Below are 18398 nucleotides of genomic sequence, written 5' to 3'. Positions count from 1 at the left end.
GGCCACCCCAGCCTGGCCGCCAGCCAGGCGCGCCTGGACAAGGCGCTGGCCCTGGCCGCGGCCAGCAGCACGGCCACCGACGTGCACGGCACACTCAGTGCCGATGCCACGCGCCAGCGCTACACCGCCCACGGCATGGTGCCCGCGCCGATTGCCGGCCACACCTACAACAGCGGCAATCTGCAGGCCGGCCTGTCCTGGTCGCCCGACCTCTTTGGCAAGCACGCCGCCGAGCTGCAGGCCGCCCTGGGCCAGGCCCGTGCCGCCCAGGCCGACCGTGCCGCCGCCGCCACCCAGCTGGCCGCCCAGGTGGCGCGCAACTATGTGGCCCTGGCGCGCCTGCTGGCCCAGCGCGAGGTTGCCGCGCGCACCCTGGCCCAGCGCCAGTCGCTGCTGGATCTGAGCGCCCAGCGCACCCAGGCCGGGCTGGACAGCCAGGTGGAGCTGACCCAGGCCCAGGCCGCCATGCCCGACGCACGCACCCAGCTGGAAATGCTGGACGAGCAGATCACCCTGGCGCGCCGCACCCTCGCCGTGCTGTGCGCCCAGGCGCCAGACGCCCAGCAGGCGCTGAGCCCGCGCCTGTCGGCGCTGCACATGCAGGCCGTGCCCGACGTGCTGGGCGCCGACCTGCTGGGCCGCCGCCCCGACGTGGTCGCGGCCCGCTGGCGCGTGGAAGCGGCCACCCACGACATCGACGTGGCCCAGGCCGACTTCTACCCGGACGTGAACCTCAGCGCCTTCATCGGCCTGAACGCCCTGGGGCTGGACCAGCTGTTCCAGGCCAGCTCGCGCCAGATCGGCGTCACTCCCGCGCTGCGCCTGCCGATCTTTGACGGCCCACGCCTGCGCGCCCAGCTGCGCGGCACCCAGGCCGACCTGGACGCTGCCATTGCCCAGTACAACGGCACGGTGCTGGACGCCGTCAAGCAGGCCGGCGATGCCATCACCTCCGTGCAGTCGCTGCAGCGCCAGCACGTGCTGCAGCAGGAGGCCCTGGCCAAGGCCGAACGCGCCTACGACTTTGCCGTGCAGCGCTACCAGGCCGGGCTGGGCAACCAGATCAGCGTGCTGAACACCGAGAGCCAGCTCATCACCCAGCGCCGCCTGGCTGTGGACCTGCAGGCGCGCACGCTGGACACGCGCATCGCCCTGGCCGCCGCCCTGGGCGGTGGCTGGAGCGACGACACGCCCCAGCTGCAGCCCCGCCCGCACTGAGACCACCGCCAGCAATTTTCTTGAAATTCATAGCTGGTCGCGCTTGCATTGCTTGGCTTTCCTGCACCAAACGTCTTGAAACCGAATCAACACCAGCGCTGACAGCTCCTTTTTTTAAACGGCCGCAAAACCATGTCCTCCACACCCGATAACAAAGCGCCCACCTCCATGACCGACAGCAGCAAGACCCCCAGCCCCTCCTCCGCCAACCCCGCCGGCCGCCGCAAGGGCCTGACCCTGGTCGCCACCGCCGTGGCCGTGGCCGCTGTCGCCTGGGGCGGCTGGCACTGGGTGGTGGCCAGCCGCTACCAAACCACGGACAACGCCTACGTCGCCGGCAACGTGGTGCAGATCACGCCCCAGGTGGGCGGCACCGTGCTGAGCATTGGCGCCGACGACACCGACTACGTCCGCGCCGGCCAGGTGCTGGTGCAGCTGGACCCCGCCGACTACCTGGTGCAACTGGCCCAGGCCGAATCGCAACTGGCCCAGACCGCGCGCCAGACCCGCACGCTGTACGCCAACAACGCCCCCCTGGCCGCCCAGGTGGCCCAGCGCGAGGCCGACCTGCAGCGCCTGAAGGCCGACGCCGCCAAGGCGCGCGACGACGTGGAACGCCGCCGCCCCCTGACCGCCACCGGTGCCGTGGGCAAGGAAGAGTTCGAACACGCCCAGGCCGTGTTCACCGCTGCCAGCAATGCCGTCAGCGCCGCCGATGCCGCCGTGCGTGCCGCCAAGGCCCAGCTGGCCGCGGCCGAGGCCCAGACCCAGGGCAGCACGGCCGAGGACTTCCCCGCCGTCATGGCCGCCGCCGCCAAGGTGCGCGAGGCCTACCTGGCCCTGCAGCGCACGCGCCTGGTGGCGCCCGTGGACGGCTACGTGGCCAAGCGCGGCGTGCAGCTGGGCCAGCGCGTGGCCGCCGGCGCCCCGCTGATGACCGTGGTCGACCTGCACCACCTGTGGGTGGACGCCAACTTCAAGGAAAGCCAGCTGGCCGACCTGCGCATGGGCCAGAAGGTGGCGCTGACCGCCGACGTCTATGGCGACAAGACCACCTACGAGGGCCAGGTCGTGGGCCTGGGCGCCGGCACCGGCGCGGCCTTCTCGCTGCTGCCGGCGCAGAACGCCACCGGCAACTGGATCAAGGTGGTGCAGCGCGTGCCCGTGCGCATCAGCCTGGCGCCCGAAGCCCTGCAGCAGCACCCGCTGCGCGTGGGCCTGTCCATGGACGTGAAGGTCGACATCCGCGACCAGGACGGCCTGGCCCTGGCGAACGCGCCACGCACCGCGCCCGTGGCCCAGACCACGGTCTACGACGGCACGCTGGCCCAGGCCGATGCCCGCATCGCGCGCCTGATCGCCGGTGAGCGCCTGCCCGCGCTGAAGACCGTGGCCGATGCCCAGGTCGCCCCCTAAAGCCGCCGGGAACCTGCCATGACTTCCACCGCTTCCGCCCCCAACGGGGCGGCCCGCACCGCGCCACCGCCGGTCGTGCCGCTCAAGGGCGCCCAGTTGGCCCTGGGCACGCTGGCCCTGTCGCTGGCCACCTTCATGAACGTGCTGGACTCCTCCATCGCCAACGTGGCCATCCCGGCCATCTCGGGCGATGTCGGGGTCAGTCCCAGCCAAGGCACCTGGGTCATCACCAGCTTTGGTGTGGCCAACGCCATCTCCGTGCCGCTGACCGGCTGGCTGACGCAGCGCTTCGGCGCCGTGCGCCTGTTCACCATGAGCGTGCTGCTGTTCGTGCTGACCTCCTGGCTGTGCGGCTTCGCCTCGTCGCTCGAGATGCTGGTGCTGTTCCGCGTGCTGCAAGGCGCCGTGGCCGGCCCCATGATCCCGCTGTCGCAGACCCTGCTGCTGTCCAGCTACCCGCCGTCCAAGGCCGGCACGGCGCTGGCCCTGTGGGGCGTGACCACGCTGGTGGCGCCCGTGGTCGGGCCGCTGCTGGGGGGCTGGATCACGGACAACATCTCCTGGCCCTGGATTTTCTACATCAACGTGCCCGTGGGCCTGCTGTCGGCGCTGATGACCTGGAGCATCTACCGCCACCGCGAGACGCCCACGCGCAAGCTGCCCATCGACACCGTGGGCCTGTCCCTGCTGGTGCTGTGGGTGGGTGCGCTGCAGCTGATGCTGGACAAGGGCAAGGAGCTGGACTGGTTCGCCTCCGGCGAGATCATCGCCTTCACCGTGATCGCTGTGGTGGCCTTTGCCGTGTTCGTGGTCTGGGAGCTGACCGACGCCCACCCGGTGGTGGACCTGCGCCTGTTCAAGCGCCGCAACTTCGCGGCCGGCTCGATGGCGCTGTCCATCGCCTACGGCGTGTTCTTCGGCAACGTGGTGCTGCTGCCGCTGTGGCTGCAGCAGTGGATGGGCTACACCTCCACCGCGGCCGGCCTGGCGCTGGCGCCCGTGGGGCTGCTGGCCATCGTGCTGACGCCGCTGGTGGGGCGCAAGGTCGGTGTCTGGGACCCGCGCAAGATGGCGACCGGCGCCTTCATCGTGTTCGCCCTGGTGCTGTGGATGCGCTCGCAGTTCACGGTGGAGACGGATTTCCGCCACATCCTGGTGCCCACGCTGATCCAGGGCGCGGCCATGGCCTTCTTCTTCATCCCGCTGACCACCATCACGCTCAGCGGGCTGACGCCGGACCGCATTCCGGCGCGGCCGGCCTATCCAACTTCGTGCGCATCACGGCCGGGGCCATGGGCACGTCGATCGCCACCACGCTGTGGGAAAGCCGCGCCGCCATGCACCACGCGCACCTGACGGAGCTGCTGGTGCAGGGCCAGGGCGCGTTCGCCACCACCGTGCAGCAGCTGCAGGCGGCGGGCATGAGCGCCGAGCAGGCCTATGCCCAGATCAACCGCCTGATCGACCAGCAGGCCTTCACGCGCGCGGCGGACGACATCTTCCTGGCCTCGTCCTTCCTGTTCCTGAGCCTGATCGTGCTGATCTGGTTCACGCAGCGGCCCAAGGCCCACGGCGGGGGCGGTGCAGACGCCGCCGCGGGGGCACACTGAGCTGCATCCGCCACCGCCCAGGGCGACCCGACCGGGTCGCCCTTTTTTGTTCTAGACCTGGCAAGGGCCACCGTCCCCAAGCACCAACACCTGGCGCCCCCACGCACCAACGCAGGGGCCCCAAAGCACCGCACCCCACGCACGTGCCGCACAGCGCCCCCGCAAGGATGCGTACACGCCCCCATCGCCGCCGGCATGGGGAGCACGGGCCTGGCGTGCCACGACCAGACCACGGACTCCGCAGAGAGCAATCCAATCGGCAGCCAGCGCTTGCTGACATTGCGGGTAGCGCTATGAAAAACGCTGCGTGATGACACCCAATATTGGGTGCGTTGAATCAGTCTGGCTGGCCCGCAGGCGCCTCCCTGCCTGGGCGTGGACGGGCGGCGTGCAGGGCTGCAACGATCCCACGCGCCGCACGGTCCACGGTGCAGGTGGCATCAGGACCTTCATGCGATGCGATGCGGTGCGCGCCAACCACGCTGGGGCAGAAGGGATGCCGCTCAGCCCGGCAGACGCCCCGCAGCGGGCGCGAAGACCTGCGCATACAGCGGCCGCAGGGCTTCGGGCGCGCGGGCGATCAGCCGGCGGCCCTGGTCCTGGCAGACGGCATCGCCCCACAGCGTGCGCCGGACTTCGCCAAAAGCGGCCTCGACCGTGCTCTGTGCAGTCATCTGGGCGCGCAGTGCGGCCACCGGCGAGGGTACATCGCCGCCGTGCTGCTGGCGGGCCGCCAGCAAGGCCTGCAGGCTGGCGGCGTTGTCCATCAACGCCGGATACGTCTTGCGGTGGCGCAGGTGCTGGATGTTGCCGGCACAGGCCATCAGATAGGCCAGGCTGGTGGCGTCCAGGCCATGGGCGTCGACATAGGCCTCGACAAACCGCTCCTGCAGCGATTGGTGCTCGCCGTCCACGGTGTGCTGGTACTGCAAGACCAGCGGCGCAAACCGCGTGTCGGCCCAGGCCAGCGCGAACACCGCAAAGCTGCCAGGCAGGGCGCAGTGCGCGTCCTCCAGGTTCTGGTACCAGTGGTGCTCGCGCATGGCGGCATGTGCATAGGCCGCGATCCGTTCATGCAGCCCCGGGTAGGCAGCGGCCGCCGCAAACAGCTGGTGCACGCCTTTCCTGGGCAGTCCTGGAATGGGCAGATAGACCTTGGTGGGGCCGCGGTACTCGATCGCGTAGGAGCGGGGAAAGTCGGTGGTGGAAAGCAGCTGGACCAGGTAGTCCAGCACCTGCCCGTATGCGGCTTCGCTCGCTGCGCGCTGGGTGATGCGGACCACGGCCAGCGCATCGTTGGCCGTGGCGCTGGCCTCTTCCCCCTTCCACCGGGCCAGGGCCGGGGGTAGCTCGCCCGTGCCCTGTTTCAGCAGCTGCGCCGGCAGGTCACTGCCCAGTTGCGTCACCCAGTCAAAAATCTCCTCGGCACTGACACGCGCATAGCTGGGCCCGTACTTGAGGTCGCCCAGCGCGATGTCGCAGGCAAAGCGGTAGACGCTGTCCGACAGGTCGGCGGCGGGGGCGTCGCTCTTGCGCACCCAGTGCGCCGACCAGTTGTGGCCCTGGTTGACAAAGTAGGGATCACGCAGCCACGCATGCACCCAGCGGTGCAGGGTATGGCCGATTTCATTCCACCCCAGCAGGGCCCGCAGGTGCGCGACAAAATCCCGCAGGCCTGGGTACGCCAAGTCGGCCACCGACTCTTGCCGCAGCCGGTATTCCAGCACCGCGGTGCCCAGCAGCTTTTGCCCCGCCACCATGAAGCCGACGGGATAGTCCTGGTTCAACGGGGGTGGCGTGCCGCTGGTAATGTCATCGACCGCGCTGTCAAACAAGGCCTGCACGGCCGGATTGCCCGCAATTTCTTTGAAGATCAGCCAGTTCTTGGTACTCATGGGCCTAGGTGGTCGGATGCTTGTTGTTATAAATATGATAGCTACAGACGTTGCCTGATCCAGTGCATGGCACCATGCCCAGTGCTGCCCGTGACGTTGGCGGGCACTGGTGACAGGGTGGCACTCCCACCCAAGGGCAGAAGGGTGCGCCCCCCGCACGCTGGCACATGGTGGCTGGGCGCGCGGCCGGCTTGCGAAGCAGCGCGCGCGACACGGACAGCCCCCTGCCACCGGGGATCGACCCCACGATGTACTAAGTAAAAACCCGAACCCTTGTCCACGAAAGCGTTGGACAAGCCTGTGGACAACTGACCCCTGCGCGCCCCACATCCGCCGCAAGTGCTTGTTTTTACGGCCTTGGGCTTAGGCTGCCCAGAAAGCAGGCAGGCGGACCGCAGCCCGGGGCGGGGCCGCCCACGATCGGCGCAAGCGGCCTAGACTGGCGGCTGTTTCCATCCCCGGGCACTCGGTGGTGCTGTCCCGCAGCACCGGCCGCACCGCCTTTCACTCCCCCGACACCATGCTGTACGCACTTGCTGCACTGTTTGCCTTTCAACTGGCCGGCGAAGCCCTGGTCCACGCCCTTGCCCTGCCCCTGCCCGGCGCCCTGGTCGGCACGCTGCTGCTGCTGACTGCCCTGCTGTGGCTGGGCCGGCTGCCCGTGGCGCTGGAGCAGACGGCCCTGACCCTGCTGCAGAACATGATGCTGCTGTTTATCCCCACCATCGCTGGCGTGATGCTGCACTTTGACCGCATCGCGCGCGAATGGCAGCCCTTCGTCGTGGCCGGCGTGGCGGGGGCGGCCATCACCTACGTGGTCACGGCCCTGACCTTCCGCTGGATGCTGGCGCGCAGCCCGGCCACCGCCACCCCCCCCGGGGCTTCGACATGAACGCCTGGAACGACATCGTGCAGGGCCTGCAGGGCAGCGCCCTGCCCTGGCTGGTGCTGACCATGGGGGTGTACCTGGCGGCCCTGGCGCTGTACAAGCGCAGCGGCTGCCACCCCTTGCTGATTCCGGTGTTCACGGCCGTGGTGGTCATCGTCAGCCTGCTGCTGCTGACGGGCACGCCCTACGCCACCTACCGCGAAGGCGTGCAGTGGCTCAGCCTGCTGGTCGGGCCGGCCACCGTGGCCCTGGCCGTGCCGCTGTATGCGCAGCGCCAGCGCATCCGCGCCCTGTGGCTGCCAATCACCGTGGCCCTGGTCGTGGGCTGCGTGGTGGCCCTGGTCTCGGCCATGGGCATTGCCTGGGCCCTGGGCGGCTCGTGGGAAACCGTGGTCTCGCTGGCGCCCAAGTCGGCCACCATCCCGATCGCACTGCCCATGGCCGAGCGCTTTGGTGGCCTGCCGTCGCTGGCGGCCGTGGCCGTGGCCGTCACCGGCATCAGCGGCACCATGCTGGCCCCCTGGCTGGGCCGGCTGCTGCGCACCCAGGACCCGGCCGTCAACGGCTTTGCCCTGGGGCTGACGGCCCACGCCATCGGCACGGCCCGGGGCCTGCAGGTCAACCCCACGGCCGGCGCCTTTGCCGCGCTGGCCATGGGCCTCAACGGCGTGCTGACGGCCTTGCTGATGCCGCTGTGCGTGGCCGTGTTCCAACGCCTGCCCTGAGCCGCAGAAAAACATAGCTGCCCGCGCTTGCTGGACAAGCGCTGGGGCCGCTTTTTGTCATCAGCGTGATGGCGCTGTGCGCACTGCGAAGCCCTTGGCAGAACTGGCCCGCGCGCCGCCCCGGGCGCCACCGCCTCACGCAGCGCGTGCACTGCGCCGGTAGGCCCACAGTGCGCCCAGGATCAGCGCCATGCCCAGCCATTGCGACAGCTGCGGGCGGGCGCCAAACCACAGCACGTCCACCAGCAGGGCCACCACGGGGTAGATGAAGGACAGGCCCGCAATCGCCTGGGCCGGCAAGCGCTGGAACGCCGTGTACATCAGCGTATACATCCAGGCCGTGTGCACCAGGCCCAGCACCGCCACCGCGCCCCAGGCCTGGGGGCTGAAGACGGCCTGCCCACGCAGCGCCCACACCCCGGGCAGCAGGGCCAGGGCGCCGGCCAGCATCTGCAGCATGGCGATCTGCGCCGGGGCGATGCGCGACAGCTGCTGGGTGGTCAGCGTGGCCACGGCATACAGGCTGGCCGCCAGCAGCGCCAGCACCATGCCCTGCCACGCGCCCTGGGCGGCCCCTGTGGCGGCCTGCTCCAGTAGGCCGCTGCTCAGCCCCACGCCCACCAGGGCCAGCACCAGCCACGGCAGGCGCGCCAGCGGCAGGGGGGCGCCCTGCAGCACGGCGGCCAGCAGCAACAGCACAAACGGCTGGACGTGGTAGACCACGGTGGCAATCGCAATGCCGCTGTAGGCGTAGGCCCGGAACAGGCACAGCCAGTTGGCAATCAGCGCGGCCGCCCCCAGCAGCAGCCACAGGGCTTCGCGCCGGCTCGGCCGGGTCCAGGTGCCGGACCACAGCAGCCATGCGGCCAGGCCCAGCCCGCCCAGCAGGCAGCGCAGCCACACCACCCACAGCACGGGCAGACCGCTTTCCACCACCAGCAGGCCGATGGTGCCGGACAAGGCCATGGCCAGCACCATGCGCCAGGTGCCCCCGGGTGCGCCGCAGGTCGCCAAAGAGGAAGGCAGCGCCGCCGGGGGGGCGGGCCGCAGGGAGGAAGTCGTCGGGTAGGTCATGCTGGCATCGTCCACCAAGCGCATGAACGCATCAATACGCTTTGATTCCACTTACTATTGCTTTTGAATCAACAATCACCGTCCCATGCCCATGCGCACCGAACCCGGTCTGGTCCCCGAAATGCTGGTCTTTGCCAAGGTGGTAGAACTGCGCAGCTTTGCCGCGGCCGCGCGCCAGCTGGAGCTGACCACCTCGGCCGTCAGCCGCAGCGTGGGCCGGCTGGAGGCCCACTGGGGCGTGCAGCTGCTGCACCGCACCACCCGCTCACTGTCGCTGACCGAGCTGGGGGCTGAGGTCTATGCCGCCTGCAGCCAGCTGGCGCATGCCGCCAGCGACATCCACGCCATTGCCGGCCACTACCGCGGCGTGCCGCGCGGCACGGTGCGGCTGACGGCACCCACGGTGTTTGGCGAGATCTGGCTCAGCGCCCAGTTGCCCGCACTGCGCCGCCAGTGGCCCGAGCTGGAAGTGGCCGTGAGCCTCAGCGACCAGATCCAGGACCTGGCCCAGCAGGGGCTGGACCTGGCCATCCGCCTGACGCGGCCCGAGCAACTGCCCCAGCACATGGTGGCGCGCGCCCTGCGCCAGGTGCGGTACATCGCCGTGGCCTCGCCCGCCTACCTGCAGGGGCTGGCCATGCGGCCGCAGCACCCGCAGGACCTGGACCGCGCGCATGGTGTGGCCTGCATCACGCTGGGCTATGGGGATTTTCAGCACCGCCTGCAATGGGTGCACCAGGCCGACCCGGGCCAGCCCCCGGCCGTGGCCGAGGTGACCGTGCACGCACCGCTGTCCATCGACAGCAGCACCGGCATCATCCACCTGGCGCTGCAGCACCAGGGCATCGGTCTGGTAGCCGACTTTGCGGCCCAGGCCGCGCTGGACAGCGGCGCGCTGGTGCCGGTGCTGCCCGACTGGCGGCTGACCGGCAACTACGCACCGCGCACCGCCTATGCGCTGTACATGCCATCGCGCCATGTGCCGCTCAAGGTGCGGGCGCTGATCGACCACCTGGTCGAGGCCGGCCGGCACCGCTGAGCGCCGCGCGCCAGTTCTCCCCAATCGACCTCGATAAGCTTGTGGATAAGTGCGCCCCCCTGCCTGGATAAAGCACTTAGCGGCTTGTTCTGATGGGAGTTTTTGCGGGGCGCTTAAATTTTCAGCAGGCCTTGCCCACGGATTGCACGCCGCCGCCCCCCTGGGTGGGCCCTGCTCCCGGGCGGCAGCGAGGCGGCGGCCCTGCGCTGCGGCCTGGGCCCGCCACCGAGGGCTTGCCCCAACGCCCGGACGGCCTCAGTCCTCCTTGCGGGCCAGGAAATGAAAACGCATCAGCGTGCGCTCGCGCGCGCTGGCGTGGTCCACCACAGGCCACGGATAGTCCTGCCCCAGGCGCAGGCCACAGGCCTGCAGCTCCAGCGGTTTCATGGCCGCCGGAAAGTGCAGGTGCCGGTCCGGCACCCGGTCCAGCTCCGGCAGGTAGCGGCGGATGAACTTGCCGTCCGGGTCGAACTTCTGCGACTGCGTCACCGGGTTGAAGATGCGGAACCAGGGCTGGGCATCACAGCCCGTGGACGCGGCCCACTGCCAGCCGCCGTTGTTGGCGGCCAGGTCGTAGTCGTTCAGGTGCTGGGCAAAAAAGCGTTCCCCGCGCCGCCAGTCGATGCCCAGGTCCTTGGTCAGAAAGCTGGCCACCACCATGCGCAGGCGGTTGTGCATGTAGCCGGTCTGCAGCAGCTGGCGCAGGGCCGCATCGACCAGGGGGTAGCCGGTGCGGGCCTCGCACCAGGCCTGCCACAGCGCCGGGGCCTCGTCCCACTGCACGCAGTCGTACTCGGGGCGAAAGGACTGCGTGACCACCTGGGGGTGGTGCCACAGGATCATGAAGTAGAAGTCGCGCCAGGCCAGCTCGGACAGCCAGGTCTGCGCGCCCTCACTGCCCTGCGCCGCCTGCTGCACAGCCAGGGCAGCCAACTGGCGGATGGACACGGTGCCAAAGCGCAGGTGCACCGACAGGTAGGACACGCCCTTGCGGCCCGGGAAGTCCCGCGCCGCGTGGTAGGCCGCCATGCGCGGCACAAAGTCCTGCAGCAACTGCTGCGCGCCCTGCGCGCCGGTGGGCAGGGGCAGCTGCGCCAGGTTGGTGGCTTCGAACCCCAGATCGGCCAGCGTGGGCTGGCGCTCGCCGTCCGGGGGCGCGGCCAGGTGGGCGGCATAGCGCGCCACGGGGTACGGCGTGAGCTGGAAGGCATCGAGCTTTTGCAGCCAGGCGCGCTTGTACGGCGTGAACACGCTGTAGGGCTGGCCCTGCTGGGTCAGCACCTCGCGCTGCTCCAGCAACACCTGGTCCTTGTAGTCGCTGAAGGCGATGCCGGTGGCGCGCAGGGCCTCGGCCACGCGCTGGTCGCGGGCGATGGCCTCGGGCTCGTAATCGCGGTTGGTCAACACCTCCTGCACGCCCAGGCTGCGCGCCAGCTGCACGATGCAGGCCGGCGCCGGGCCATGGCGCACGATCAGCCCGCCGCCCGGGGCCCCGCTGCGCGCCGCCAGCGCGCGCAGTTCCTGGTCCAGGGACTGGACGCTGGCATGGATGAACGCCACGCGCCGGTCGCTGCGCGTGGGCAGGGCATCGAGGATGTCCGTATCAAAAACAAAAGCACAGTACACACGCTGGTAGCGGCGCAGCGCGTGGTACAGCGCAGCATGGTCGTCGCAGCGCAGATCGCGGCGCATCCAGACAAGGGCGGCAGGGGGCATGGTGATTCCGGGCAGGGAGGCAGCGCGCAATTTTGGCATTGCCAGCGCCTGGTCCAAGGAATGCGGCCAATGACCCGTCTTGGTATGATGGCCCCTTGTGCCCACCCCCGACCCTGAGCCACCCACGCTGTGACCTCTTTACTGACTGCTCCCACGCCCCTCCACGCCACGGACCTGCTGCAGGCCGCCGTGGAGCAGGCGTTCAACGCCGTGGTCATCACCACGGCCGATCTGCAGGGGGATGGTCCACACATCACCTATTGCAACCCGGCGTTCTGCCAGCTCACGGGCTACAGCGCCGCGGAATTGCAGGGCCGCTCTCCGCGCCTGCTGCAAGGCCCGCTGACCGATCAGCGGGTGCTGCAGCGATTGCGCGACAGCCTGCACCAGGGCACGTTTTTCCAGGGCTCCACCTTCAACTACCGCAAGGATGGCAGCGCCTATCTGGTGGAGTGGAACATCTCACCCGTGCGCGATGCACAAGGGCAGATCCAGGCCTTTGTGTCGGTGCAGCAAGACATCACGGCACGGGTGGAGGCCCAGCAACGCCAGGCCCTGCTGGCGCGGGCCCTGCATGCCACCCGGGACGCCGTGCTGATCGCGGACCACCAGGCGCACATCCTGTTCGTCAACCAGGCTTTTGAGCACCTGACCGGCTATGCCAGCGCGGAAGTGCTGGGCTGCACCCCGCAATTTCTGCAGTCGGGCCAGCATCCCCCCGCGTTCTACACCCAGCTGCGCGAAGCCTTGGCGCGCGGCGACAGCTACCAGGCCACCTTCACCAACCGCCACAAGCGCGGCCACCTGTACCACGCGGCGCAGACCATCACGCCGCTCAAAGACGACACGGGCACGGTCCAGCACTACGTCTGCGTGAGCAAGGATGTGACGGAACTGGTGACCCGAACGCAGGAGCTGCGCCAGCAGGCCCACCACGACGCGTTGACCGGCCTGCTCAATCGCTACGCGGGTGAAAAGCAGTTGCAACGCTGCCAGCATGCGGCGCAGACCGACGGCGTGGGCTATGCCCTCATCCTGGCAGACATCGATGAGTTCAAGCAGATCAATGACCGCAGGGGCCATGAAGCCGGCGACCAGGTGCTGCAGCGCTGCGCACAGCTGCTCAGCACGGCCGTGCGCAGCGGTGATGCCGTGGTGCGCTGGGGCGGGGAAGAATTCTTGATCGTGCTGCCGGGCTGCCCACTGGATGCGGCGCACAGTCTGGCCGAACACATGCGCACCACCCTGGCCGCCCAAAAGGACGCCACCGTGGGTCAGGTCACCATGTCCCTGGGGGTCGCCGCCTGGCAAGCGCCAGAGGACAGCGCAGAGCTGCTGCGGCGCACGGACCAGGCGCTGTACCACGCCAAGGGCCAGGGCCGCAACCAGGTGGCCGTGGCACGCTGAATGCCTGATTGACCACCCACCGCCACACCGTCACGCACCCGATGCCCGTCAGGTCTGCTGCGCCGCCATCTCGCACAGCCAGGCCGAGAACAGGCCCAGCGCGGGCGCGGGCGTGCCGTTGGGCGTGACCAGGTAGTAGCTGCGTTCGCCGCGCAGCGGCTGGGCGCAGGCCACCACCAGCTCGCCGCGCGCCAGTTCGGCCTCGACCAGCATGGGCGGGATCAGCGCCACGCCCAGGCCATGGCTGGCGGCCACGGCCAGCATGGAAAACAGCTCATAGCGCGGGCCGTCCAGGGCGCGCGGCGCGTCCACGCCGACGGACTGGAACCACTGCTGCCAGCCATAGGGGCGTGTGCTTTGCTGCAGCAGCGGCAGGCGCGCCAGCACCTCGGGCGCCACGGGTTGCCAGGCCCGCCCCAGGTCGCGCGCAGCGGCCTTGCCCAGCACCGTGGGGCTGCACACGGGCACCACGTCCTCGTCCATCAGCTTGAGCACCTGCACGCCAGGCCAGTTGCCGACCTGCTCGGGCGTGCCCGCGTAAAGGGCCGCATCGTGCACGGTGTCGGCAAACAGGAAGGGCCGGGTCTGCACCTCGATGTGCACCGTGATGTCGGGGTGCTGGCGCGCCAGCAGCGGCAGGCGCGGCATCAGCCAGCGCGTGGCGAAGGTGGGCACGGCCGCCAAGTTGACCGTGCCGCCCTGACCCTGGTGGCTCATCAGGTCCAGCGTGTCGCGCTCCAGCCCCTGCAGCCAGCCGCGCACCTTCTTGGCGTACAGCGCGCCCGCCGGGGTCAGGCTGACGCCGTGGCGCGTGCGGCGGAACAGCGCCACGCCGACGAACTCCTCCAGCGCAATCACCTGGCGCGAGACCGCGCTCTGGGTCAGCGCCAGCTCCTGCGCCGCGCGGGTATAGCTTTCGTGGCGGGCGGAGGCTTCAAAGCAGGCCAGGGCCTGGGTGGACGGGATGGGACGGCGCATGGTCGGTCAAAACAAGCCAGAGACCGCGCCATGCTGCCGCAAACGCCCCGGATTGCCAAGATAGAAATGCGAAACACTCATACCTGGATGCAAACAAATCGTTTGCCGCACTCAGGTGACGCTTTTACGATGCCGTTCATCGCAGGTCATACATGCACAAACACCATGTGGACCTGGCTTCCCAACAAGGCATTCAAGGAGACACCCCATGTCCGGCAACTTCCAGTGGAACGACCCCTTCCAGCTCGACCAGCAACTGACCGACGACGAGCGCATGATCCGCGACGCGGCCTACGAGTACTGCCAGGGCAAGCTGATGCCGCGCGTGCAGGACATGTTCCGCCACGAGAAGACCGACGTGTCCATCTTCCGCGAGATGGGCGAGCTGGGCCTGCTGGGCCCCACCATCCCCACCGAATACGGTGGCGCCGGCCTGAACTATGTGAGCTACGGCCTGGTGGCGCGCGAAATCGAGCGCGTGGACAGCGGCTACCGCTCCATGGCCTCCGTGCAGTCGTCGCTGGTGATGGTGCCGATCAACGAATTCGGCACCGAAGCCCAGAAGCAGAAGTACTTGCCCAAGCTGGCGTCCGGTGAATTCATCGGCTGCTTCGGCCTGACCGAACCCGACCACGGCTCCGACCCCGGCTCCATGGCCACCCGCGCCTACAAGGTGGACGGCGGCTACAAGCTCAAGGGCTCCAAGATGTGGATCACCAACAGCCCCGTGGCCGACGTGTTCGTGGTCTGGGCCAAGGAAGTGTCCGAAGCCGGCAACGTGGGCCAGATCCGTGGCTTCATCCTGGACAAGGGCATGAAGGGCCTGTCCGCCCCCGCCATCCACGGCAAGGTGGGCCTGCGCGCCTCGATCACCGGCGAAATCGTGATGGACGACGTGTTCGTGCCCGAAGAAAACGCCTTCCCCGAAGTGCGCGGCCTCAAGGGCCCCTTCACCTGCCTGAACAGCGCGCGCTTTGGCATCGCCTGGGGCGCCATGGGTGCAGCCGAGTTCTGCTGGCACACCGCGCGCCAATACACGCTGGACCGCAAGCAGTTTGGCCGCCCCCTGGCCGCCAACCAGCTGATCCAGAAGAAGCTGGCCGACATGCAGACCGAAATCACCTTGGGCCTGCAAGCTGCCCTGCGCGTGGGCCGCATGAAGGACGAGCACCAGAACGTGGTCGAGATCACCTCGCTGATCAAGCGCAACAACTGCGGCAAGGCCCTGGACGTGGCCCGCCTGGCGCGCGACATGATGGGCGGCAACGGCATCTCCGACGAGTTCGGCGTGGCCCGCCACCTGGTGAACCTGGAAGTGGTCAACACCTACGAAGGCACGCACGATGTGCACGCGCTGATCCTGGGCCGCGCCCAGACCGGCATCGCCGCCTTCGCCAACTGAAGCTGGCCCTGCACACCGCGCACACCACCGACATGGCCGTGCGCGGCGGCAGCCTCGGTTTTTGTCTCTCAGGGCGACACAATCGCTCTTTTTTCAGGAGCTTCTGGCGCTTGGTATTGCTTCACTTCCCATGCGAAAGCATGTGAAGTGCTTCAATGACAGGCGCTGACAGCTCCTTTTTTTTATTCCAACCGCTTTGGATTGCAGGAGCCCCCTCATGCCAACCACTGCCACGCCCGGCGCGCTGTCGGGCATCAAAGTGCTGGACCTGTCCCGCGTGCTGGCCGGCCCCTGGGCCACGCAGATGCTGGCCGACCTGGGCGCGGACGTGATCAAGGTCGAGCGCCCCGTCGCGGGCGACGACACGCGCCACTGGGGCCCGCCGTTCCTGAAGGACGACGCGGGCCAGGCCACGCGCGAGGCCAGTTACTTCACCGCCTGCAACCGCAACAAGCGCAGCATCACCGTCGACATGACCCACCCCGAAGGCCAGGCCCTGCTGCGCCAGATGGCGGCCGAGGCCGACGTGGTGGTCGAGAACTTCAAGGTCGGCGGACTGCAGCAGTACGGGCTGGACTACGACAGCCTCAAGGCCCTGAACCCCCGGCTGATCTACTGCTCCATCACCGGCTTCGGCCAGGACGGCCCCTATGCCGAGCGTGCCGGCTACGACCTGATGGTGCAGGCCATGTGCGGCCTGATGAGCATCACCGGCCATGCCGATGGCGAGCCCGGTGGCGGCCCGCTGAAGGTGGGCGTGGCCGTGATCGACGTGTTCACCGGCCTGTACGCCAGCAACGCCATCCTGGCCGCGCTGAATGCCCGCGACAACGCGCGCCACGGCACAGGCCAGGGCCAGTACATCGACATGGCGCTGCTGGACGTGGGCATGGCCGTGCTGGCCAACCAGGCCGCCGGCTTTCTGGCCACCGGCCAGGCGCCGGGCCGTGCCGGCAACATCCACCCCAGCCTGGCGCCCTACCAGGACTTCCCCAGCCGCGACGGCAACGTGCTGCTGGCGATCGGCAACGACGGCCAGTTCGCCCGCTTTTGCGAGGCCTGCGGCCACCCCGACTGGGCCCAGGACGCGCGCTTTGCCACCAACACCGCGCGCGTGCAGCACCGCGCGGAACTGCTGGAGCGCCTGCTGCCGGTGATGCGCACGCACACCACGGCCGAATGGATTGCGCTGCTGGAAGACAAGGCCGTGCCCTGCGGCCCGATCAACACCGTGGCCCAGGCCTTTGACGACCCCCAGGTGCGCCACCGCGGCATCGCCCGCTCGCTGCCACGCCAGGCCGGCGACGGCATCGCCCAGGTGGCCACCGTGGCCAACCCCATGCGCCTGTCGGCCACCCCCGTCAGCTACCGCCGTGCGCCGCCCAGCCTGGGCCAGCACACGCAGGAGGTGCTGCACGAGTTGGGGCTGAGCGAGGAACGCATCCGCGCCCTGCACGCCGCCCGCGCCATCTGATCCGGCCGGTGGCGCGGCACGCGCTGCGCCACCGCCGGTCTGCCCATTCACCCCCCTTGGGAATGACTTGCCAACGTCAGGGATTCGCATACCTATTTACAGACACTAACAGACCTAGCATTTACCCTCAAACCAGGGTTTTCAACTAGGCGCAAGTCCTAGCCACCACGCACCGTCCTGCCTAGGATTCGCTGTTCTTCCAACAACGACAAGGAGACTGCACATGATGCGTCGTTCCCTCCTGGCACTGGCGGCCCTGGCCACCATCGGTGCCGCACACGCCCAATCCAGCTACCCCAACAAGCCCATCAAGCTGCTGGTGCCCTTTGCCGCCGGCGGCACCACCGACCTGATCGCCCGCGTGGTCGCCGACCCCCTGGGCCGCGAACTGGGCCAGCCCGTGATCGTCGAAAACAAGGGCGGTGGCGGCGGCGCCATCGGTGCGGCCGAAACCGCACGCGCCACCCCCGATGGCTACCACCTGGGCCTGGCCACCGTGTCCACCACGGCCACCAACCCCGCGATCAACCCCAAGATTCCCTACAACGTGTTCACCGATTTCACGCCCATCGTGAACATCGCCGCCACGCCCAACATCATTGCGGCCAACCCCAAGTTCGTCGGCCAGGACTACAAGTCCTTCCTCGAAGAGGTCAAGAAGAACCCCGGCAAGCACTCCTTCGGCTCGCCCGGCACCGGCTCCATCGGCCACCTGATGATGGAAATGTTCATGCTGGCCACCGGCACGCAGATGCAGCACGTGCCCTACCGCGGCTCCGGCCCGGCGCTGAACGATGCAGTTGCAGGCCAGATCCCGCTGATTTTTGACAACTTCCCCTCGGCCCTGCCCTTCGTCAAGGAAAAGCGCCTGACCGCCCTGGTGGTTGCTGCACCCAAGCGCCTGGCCGTGCTGCCCGACGTGCCCACGCTGGCCGAAGTCGGCGCCCCTGGCGTGAACCGCATGGCCTACTACGGCGTGGTCGGCCCCAAGGGCACGCCCAAGGAGATCGTGGACAAGGTGAACAAGGCCGTGCACAAAGTGCTGCAGGACCCTGCCATCCGCAAACGCATCGAGGACACCGGCTCGCTGATCGTGGCCGACACGCCCGAGAAGTTCGCCCAGGAAATCAAGGCCGAATACACCGCCTACAAGGACGTGGTGGACAAGCAGAAGCTGACGCTGGACTGATCCATGCCAACGGCCGCAGACATCCGCTGCGGCAGTGTTAACAACAACGGCTGCCCTCGGCAGCCGTTTTTACTTGTGAGGTGAGTCACGGATAGATGAATAGGTGCTATTGCCATTCTTGGCAGCTATCGACCCGTTGCTGTCGTTCAAGCTGCCACTTGCAATGTCTGATGTGTAGCGGTTGCACTCTGTCAAATTCGGGACATGGTTGACTGATCTTTGCTGAGCAGCCGTCGTTCAGTGAAGAGGGTGTGCAAAATTTTGTGTAAACGGCCAATCAACAGCCGGCGCAAGCCGGCCTGTCCGTAAACACTATGAACACCAAGAAACACGACGTACCCGAAGAACTGCTGTCTGGCCTGCTGG

13 protein-coding genes and 1 pseudogene are annotated in these 18398 nt (G+C 68.5%); 10 read left to right on the top strand and 4 right to left on the bottom strand.

Features of this window, described 5'->3' with window-relative positions; translation table 11 throughout:
• The 3 genes and pseudogenes from SJH88_RS15115 to SJH88_RS15105 form a co-directional block, all read left to right on the top strand.
• Positions 1–1218 (top strand): efflux transporter outer membrane subunit (locus SJH88_RS15115; RefSeq protein WP_274754953.1); only part of this gene is annotated, 1218 nt, incomplete at its 5' end.
• Positions 1219–1386: 168 nt separating this feature from the next.
• Complete coding sequence (locus SJH88_RS15110; RefSeq protein WP_274754955.1) at positions 1387–2634, top strand: HlyD/EmrA/EmrK family protein; 1248 nt, start codon at positions 1387–1389, stop codon at positions 2632–2634.
• An 18-nt stretch (positions 2635–2652) separates the two neighbouring features.
• Positions 2653–4244, top strand: a pseudogene (locus tag SJH88_RS15105) (DHA2 family efflux MFS transporter permease subunit).
• A gap of 503 nt (positions 4245–4747) precedes the next feature.
• On the opposite strand, the gene SJH88_RS15100 reads toward SJH88_RS15105, so the two are convergent.
• Complete coding sequence (locus SJH88_RS15100) at positions 4748–6139, bottom strand: DUF6138 family protein (RefSeq protein WP_274754952.1); 1392 nt, start codon at positions 6137–6139, stop codon at positions 4748–4750.
• A gap of 520 nt (positions 6140–6659) precedes the next feature.
• On the opposite strand from SJH88_RS15100, the gene SJH88_RS15095 reads away from it, so the two are divergent.
• Positions 6660–7031 carry a CidA/LrgA family protein gene (locus SJH88_RS15095; protein ID WP_274754951.1) on the top strand — a complete coding sequence of 124 codons (372 nt, stop codon included), beginning with the start codon at positions 6660–6662 and terminating at the stop codon, positions 7029–7031.
• Positions 7028–7753 carry an LrgB family protein gene (locus SJH88_RS15090; RefSeq protein WP_042413947.1) on the top strand — a complete coding sequence of 242 codons (726 nt, stop codon included), beginning with the start codon at positions 7028–7030 and terminating at the stop codon, positions 7751–7753. The genes SJH88_RS15095 and SJH88_RS15090 overlap by 4 nt, the downstream gene beginning before the upstream one ends.
• A gap of 135 nt (positions 7754–7888) precedes the next feature.
• Here the strand turns inward: SJH88_RS15090 and SJH88_RS15085 are convergent, their stop codons facing one another.
• The gene (locus SJH88_RS15085; protein ID WP_274754954.1) at positions 7889–8731 is read right to left on the bottom strand and encodes a DMT family transporter; all 843 of its coding nucleotides are present in this window, start codon (positions 8729–8731) and stop codon (positions 7889–7891) included.
• Between the two features lie 187 nt (positions 8732–8918).
• On the opposite strand from SJH88_RS15085, the gene SJH88_RS15080 reads away from it, so the two are divergent.
• Positions 8919–9866: a LysR family transcriptional regulator gene (locus tag SJH88_RS15080; RefSeq protein WP_042414200.1), complete on the top strand. Its 948-nt coding sequence runs from the start codon at positions 8919–8921 to the stop codon at positions 9864–9866.
• Positions 9867–10121: 255 nt separating this feature from the next.
• Here the strand turns inward: SJH88_RS15080 and SJH88_RS15075 are convergent, their stop codons facing one another.
• A complete protein-coding gene (locus SJH88_RS15075) occupies positions 10122–11582 on the bottom strand; it encodes a cryptochrome/photolyase family protein (RefSeq protein ID WP_274754950.1) in 1461 nt (486 codons plus the stop codon).
• A 129-nt stretch (positions 11583–11711) separates the two neighbouring features.
• Here SJH88_RS15075 and SJH88_RS15070 point away from each other — a divergent pair, with 129 nt between their 5' ends.
• Positions 11712–12989, top strand: a complete 1278-nt coding sequence (locus SJH88_RS15070; protein WP_274754949.1) for a sensor domain-containing diguanylate cyclase — start codon at positions 11712–11714, stop codon at positions 12987–12989.
• Positions 12990–13037: 48 nt separating this feature from the next.
• On the opposite strand, the gene SJH88_RS15065 is transcribed toward SJH88_RS15070, so the two are convergent.
• On the bottom strand, positions 13038–13967 hold the full coding sequence (locus tag SJH88_RS15065; RefSeq protein ID WP_045267158.1) for a LysR family transcriptional regulator: 930 nt from the start codon (positions 13965–13967) through the stop codon (positions 13038–13040).
• A gap of 208 nt (positions 13968–14175) precedes the next feature.
• On the opposite strand from SJH88_RS15065, the gene SJH88_RS15060 reads away from it, so the two are divergent.
• The 3 genes from SJH88_RS15060 to SJH88_RS15050 all read left to right on the top strand — a co-directional run bounded on the left by SJH88_RS15060 (position 14176) and on the right by SJH88_RS15050 (position 18032).
• On the top strand, positions 14176–15369 hold the full coding sequence (locus tag SJH88_RS15060) for an acyl-CoA dehydrogenase (protein ID WP_042413955.1): 1194 nt from the start codon (positions 14176–14178) through the stop codon (positions 15367–15369).
• A gap of 217 nt (positions 15370–15586) precedes the next feature.
• Entirely contained in the window at positions 15587–16843 is a 1257-nt protein-coding gene (locus SJH88_RS15055; protein WP_274754948.1) for a CaiB/BaiF CoA transferase family protein, read from the top strand.
• Positions 16844–17066: 223 nt separating this feature from the next.
• Positions 17067–18032, top strand: coding sequence for a tripartite tricarboxylate transporter substrate binding protein BugE (locus tag SJH88_RS15050; RefSeq protein ID WP_043384516.1), 966 nt, complete (start codon positions 17067–17069; stop codon positions 18030–18032).
• Positions 18033–18398: the final 366 nt, after the last annotated feature.

The sequence above is a fragment of the Comamonas sp. GCA5 genome, from assembly GCF_036541385.1.
GTDB classification, from domain to species: Bacteria; Pseudomonadota; Gammaproteobacteria; order Burkholderiales; family Burkholderiaceae_C; genus Comamonas; species Comamonas aquatica.
This window is presented reverse-complemented; position numbering and strand designations above follow the sequence as displayed.